The organism is Synechococcus sp. R55.3 (assembly GCF_047461975.1).
In the GTDB taxonomy this organism is placed as follows: Bacteria; Cyanobacteriota; Cyanobacteriia; order Thermostichales; family Thermostichaceae; genus Thermostichus.
In genome coordinates this window covers 11,226-16,590 of record NZ_JANSIG010000073.1, presented here as the reverse complement: position 1 = coordinate 16,590, position 5,365 = coordinate 11,226, and the positions used below count along the sequence as shown (strand labels likewise).

General features: G+C 57.3%; 6 protein-coding genes. All 6 read left to right on the top strand.

The window, feature by feature from the left end:
- Positions 1-1,254 (top strand): photosystem I reaction center subunit XI (locus tag NW849_RS11140; RefSeq protein WP_414357693.1); only part of this gene is annotated, 1,254 nt, incomplete at its 5' end.
- A gap of 237 nt (positions 1,255-1,491) precedes the next feature.
- Positions 1,492-2,235: an alpha/beta fold hydrolase gene (locus NW849_RS11135; protein ID WP_414357692.1), complete on the top strand. Its 744-nt coding sequence runs from the start codon at positions 1,492-1,494 to the stop codon at positions 2,233-2,235.
- Positions 2,236-2,450: 215 nt separating this feature from the next.
- Positions 2,451-2,855 carry a universal stress protein gene (locus NW849_RS11130; RefSeq protein WP_414357691.1) on the top strand — a complete coding sequence of 135 codons (405 nt, stop codon included), beginning with the start codon at positions 2,451-2,453 and terminating at the stop codon, positions 2,853-2,855.
- Between the two features lie 294 nt (positions 2,856-3,149).
- Positions 3,150-3,506, top strand: a complete 357-nt coding sequence (locus NW849_RS11125) for a ferredoxin-thioredoxin reductase catalytic domain-containing protein (protein WP_414357690.1) — start codon at positions 3,150-3,152, stop codon at positions 3,504-3,506.
- Positions 3,507-3,626: 120 nt separating this feature from the next.
- Complete coding sequence (locus tag NW849_RS11120; protein ID WP_011432450.1) at positions 3,627-3,743, top strand: photosystem II reaction center X protein; 117 nt, start codon at positions 3,627-3,629, stop codon at positions 3,741-3,743.
- 225 nt (positions 3,744-3,968) lie between these two features.
- The coding region (locus tag NW849_RS11115) for a glycosyltransferase (protein ID WP_414357689.1) at positions 3,969-5,365 on the top strand (1,397 nt) is incomplete at its 3' end.

The window sequence follows — 5,365 nt, the reverse complement described above, 5'->3', positions numbered from 1 at the left end:
GTGCTGGGGGCAGGAGGGATCTTCCATGCCCTTTTGGGACCAGAGGTGCTGAGCAAGGGGAAAACCTTTGCCGAGTTTTTCGGCTACGACTGGGAAGATGACGACAAGATGACCACCATCCTCGGCATCCACCTGCTGCTGCTGGGGCTGGGTGCATGGCTGCTGGTGGCCAAGGCTCTCTTTTGGGGAGGGCTGTACGATGCCAACCTGGGCCGCGTGCGGATCGTTGCGGATCCCACCCTCAATCCGCTGCGGATCTTCGCCTACTTGACGCCGCTGATGGGTCAGCAGGGCATGGCCGCCGTGGACAACCTGGAAGACCTGGTGGGGGGACACATCTACGTGGGCCTGCTCTGCGTGCTGGGGGGATGGTGGCACATAGCCACGCGCCCCTTTGCCTGGGCCAAGCAAGTCTTGATCTACTCGGGCGAAGCCTACCTCTCCTACAGCCTGGGGGCCCTGGCTTACATGGGCATCTTGGCGGCCTATTTTGTCAGCGTCAATGAGATCGCCTACCCTGCGGCTTTTTACGGGCCGCTGGGGCTGGCCGCTGACGAAAGGGGAATTGTAAGCAGCCGTACCTGGTTGGCTACAGCCCACTTTGTCTTGGGGATCCTGTTTTTGGCGGGGCACATCTGGCATGCCATCCGGGCGCGGGCGGCGGCCAGCGGCTTTGACTTCCAGCGCGGGGGCTGGGTGCGAGCCACAGATCCCCAGGTGGGCAACTTGGACACGCCGGTAAACCAGGGCGATCTCACCCTGCTGCTGCTGCAAAACCTGCCCATCTACCGGGAGGGCTTGTCGCCTTTCCTGCGCGGTTTGGAGATCGGCATGGCCCATGGGTACTTCCTGGTGGGGCCGTTTTACAAGTTGAGTCCGCTGCGGAATTCGGAGCAAGCCCTGACGGCAGGTACGCTGGCGGCCATTGGTCTGGTGCTGATCCTAACGGTTTGTCTTTCGATCTATGGACGAGTCTCTTTTCCGCGCTCGCGGCTGGTGGCGGTGGTGAACACCCCCTATGGAGAGGTGGCCTATCCGACGCCGGGAGTGCAACTGATGGCGGAATCGCAGGGATCCCCTCAGCCGGTGCGAGTACCGGCAGGATCGGAGGACTTGCCCGAAAACTTGCGCACCCGTGCCGGCTGGAGCCAGTTGGCGGGAGGGTTTCTGGTGGGCGGCGTTGGCGGTGCCCTGTTTGCCTACATGCTCCTGAACAGTGCGGACGTGTTGGCCCAGATTTTGCCTGGGCTGTGAATGAGGTTTGAGGCTCCCTGGTTCGGGGATCTGCAGAAAGGAGAGGGGTATTGTCCCCTCTCCTCTATCCAGATCGGCTCGGATCCTTTGGGCCGCATTTTCCAATGGCAATTGCACTGTTCACAATTGCATGGTTCAACCGCACTTTGCCGGTTGGTTTCTGGCTACTGGACTTTGTAGATCTTTTGTTTGGCTAGCAGCCTTGATGGTTTTAACAGTCGAGATGGAATAGCGAATATGAGTTTAAGCTCCGCTTCTGCGCTCGCTTTTGAGGCCCTGTATCTGGGCATTTCTCCCAGTCTCAAGCTCTTTGATCAGCCTTTATTAGGATCCCTGGGGAAATGCTTTCGGATAGCCTACTGGGAGTACCACCAAACCCAGGATGAGCCTTGTAGCCTGGAGACTGTAATCACGCTGCTATACGAATATCTCAAAGCTTGGGATCGACCCGTTCATCTTATCGGCCACGGCTTGAGCGGGGTGGCCGCTTATCTTTTTGCCTGCCGTTACCCACAGCGGGTACAGTCTCTGACCTTGCTGGCCGTGGGAGGTTGGCCTGCTACCACTTGGCATGCCCATTTCTATGTGCAGCGAAAAATCTTTTGCTGGAGTCGGGAACAACTCTTGGTGCGTATAGCCCAGAGCCTTCTACCTACTTCAGAACAGTGGCGAGCACGCTCACTCTCCTATGCTCTGGCTAAAGATTTGGATACTTCTCCCATACCTCACTCCCTATTTCAGGTGATAGCGATTCCAGCCCAGAAAGTGTCGGTGCCGATGTTGGTTTGCGCCAGCAAGGATGACCCCATTGTGGATCCTGCTTCGCTCGAGAAGTGGAGAAACCACCTAAAGCCAGGGGATCAAATGTGGTTTTGCCCTGGGGGGCGACACTTTTTTCATTATTCTTTTCCAAGTTTGGTCAATCTGAAAATAATGGATTTTTGGCAGGAATTGCGTAAACTTCAGCCCAGCATGGCTTAGGGCGGCTGGACTTTCGCGGGATGATAGAATGGCTACTCATCCAAACAGCAGAGGAGCTCCGTTTGCAGCTAGGGCGAAGCAGCCCAGGTGGAGCCCCTGACAACAGGAAAACGGGCAGGGGTGGAATGAGGCCATTGAGCTCCCGGTAAAATTGATAGAATAGGGCAAGCCCCCAACTTGGATAGGGAATGGGCTTGACCGCGGAATCCGCGACTATGTTCGACAAGCTGCTCTTTCCCATCGACAACTCGCGTGAGACCAGCCACGCCTTGCCCTTGGTGGCAGACATAGCGCAGCGCTACAAAAGTCAGGTGTACTTGCTCTCTGTACTGGATGCCGCGGAGCTGGACGCGGAGAGGGCGGAACAAGCTCGGCAAAACATCCACAACCTGCTCAAGCAAACGGAGTCTGGCCTGCATCAAATCGGCCTCAACAGCGTCAAGAGTGAGTATCGAGAGGGAAAGGTGCCTTTTGTCATCTGTGATGTGGCAGACGAGCTGGAGATTAGCCTAATTGTAATGGGATCCCGCGGCCTCACCCTCTCCGGAGAGGGGCAGAATAACTCTGTCAGCCACCGCGTGATCGATCTTGCCCCCTGCCCGGTGTTGGTCGTGCCCTGAGGAGAGGGATCCCATTAACGGTATTCTATAGGGTACGCCAAGGCTGGCTCTTGCTACGGCGCCTGGATGTTGCCATGTGTAACAGCAAGGCCGTGATTTTTTGTCTTGCCTGGAGGTCTGCAGTACAACGAAGAGCAAGATACAGCTTTTTCCGACGTTGTGGGAGGTCTGTAGAGTCAGTCAGGAGCATCCCGGCCCCGCATACGTTTGTACCGACTTCAGGAAGTGTCGCCGGAAAAAGCTGTGAGCCCTATTGCTAGCAACAGCCGGTTAGTTCCACCTTTGGGAATCGTCATGGAAAGTCGTGGTTACAACAAGTCCTCACAGAAGAGCTTTGAGTTGATGCGGCATTTCGCAGAAACCTACGCCAAACGCTCCGAGACCTTTTTCTGCTCGGATCCGTCCATTACAACGGCGGTGATCGAGGGCTTGGCTCTGCATAAAGAGCAATTGGGCGCCCCGCTGTGTCCCTGTCGTTTTTATGAAGACAAAGAGGCAGAAGCGAAAGCCGGCTACTGGAACTGCCCCTGTGTACCCATGCGGGAGCGAAAGGAATGTCACTGTATGCTGTTCTTAACGCCGGATAACCCCTTTGCGGGCAAGAGCCAGACCTTAGAAGAGGTGCCTCTGGAATACCAAACTACCCAATGACAATGCCCGGCAGAGGACCTGCTGTCGGGCGACAAAGGTAGGCTTTGGAAAGGGGGCAGGGCTCGGTATAATCGAAAAGCCGTTGGGCAATGGTTATTTGCACGAGGAGGAAACGCTTTTATGACTCCCTCACTTGCTAACTTCCTCTGGAGCTTGGTGGCTGGTGCAGTTGTGCTGGGGGCTCTCTTTGGCGCCATCATCTTTGTCAGCCAAAGGGATAAAGTGCGTCGTCGCTGAGATCCCTGCTTGTTGGCCCTTGCCCGCCGATGCTTCTCTGTTCCCTGTACTGCTATCGCTGGGTGGGGAGGAGACTGGGGTCCAAGATGTGGCTTCGGTATGCAATCGCCAGGGTGCTTCGCCCTTGGCATCACGGATCCAGCCGGCCTGGGTGACGAATCGATATCGATGCCCCCTTACGACCAAAAGCCGATCTAGCGACACCCTCGGGAGCCCTTGCCAGCGTTGACCCACCCCTTGTATTACTGGCGGCAGAAAAACCGCTACTACCACGAGGATCTGGAGCGGCTGCATCGCTTTTTTGTCCCTGCCGGTTTGCGCATCTTGGAGATTGGTTCCGGCACGGGATCCCTGCTCAACGCCCTGCAGCCCAGCGTTGGGGTGGGGATCGACCGGGATGCGGAGATTGTTGCCCAAGCGCAGGCAGAGTTTCCCCATCTCCATTTCCGGGTGCAAGATGCCCACACCTTGGACAAAGGGGATCCCATCTTGGCGGAGCCTTTTGATGTCATTCTCCTCACCAATACCCTGGGCTACCTGGCCGACATCCAGCAGGTTCTCCAGCAGTTGCGCCGCTTCTGTACCCCGCGCACCCGCCTCATCCTCTCCCACCACAACCCCCTCTGGGAGCCAATTCTGAGCCTGGCGACCCTCCTGAAGCAGCGCATGCCCTTGCCGGCAGCTAATTGGCTCTCGGCAGCCGATGTGGCCAATCTGCTGCACCTGGCGGGATACGAGGTCATTCAGCAGGGCAAGCGGCTGTTGTTGCCGCGGCGGATCCCACTCCTTTCAACTGTGATCAACCAGGTGATTGCCCCACTGCCCGGGATCAACGCCCTCTGCCTGACGGAATATACGATCGCTCGCCCACAACCTGACCCGGCTTGGGATCCTCCCCCTGAGCAGCAACCTTCCTGCACCGTGGTGATTCCGGCTCGGAATGAAGCGGGCAACATCCGCCGCTGCGTGGAACGCTTGCCCGAAATGGGATCCCGCACCGAGATCATTTTTGTGGAGGGGCATTCCAGCGACGACACTTGGGCCGAGATCCAGCGGGTGCAGGCCGAATATCAAGGGATCCGCAATATCCGGGCTCTACGGCAGGAGGGCAAGGGCAAGGGGGATGCGGTGCGCAAGGGGCTGGCTGCCGCTACAGGGGATGTGTTGATCATCCTCGATGCCGATTTGACGGTACAGGCAGAGGACATGCCCAAGTTTTTCCGGGCTGTGGCTTCCGGGCGGTGCGACTTTGCCAATGGTTGTCGCCTTATCTATCCCCTGAAACCAGAGGCAATGCCTCGGCTAAACCAATGGGCCAATCGTTTTTTTGCCGCTCTCCTCTCCTACATTCTCGGCATCCGCATCAAAGATTCCCTCTGTGGCACCAAGGCCCTGTGGCGGGAGGATTACCAGCAGATTGCCAAGCTGTGCCAAGAGTGGGGGGATTTCGACCCGTTTGGAGATTTTGACCTGTTGCTGGGATCCGCCAAGCGCACCCTGAAGATCCTGGATATCCCCGTGCGCTATTTCCCCAGAACCTATGGTCGCTCCAACATTCACCATGTGCGAGAGGGGCTGCGGCTGCTGCAGATCTGTGGCTTTGCCCTCAAGCGCTTTAAGGG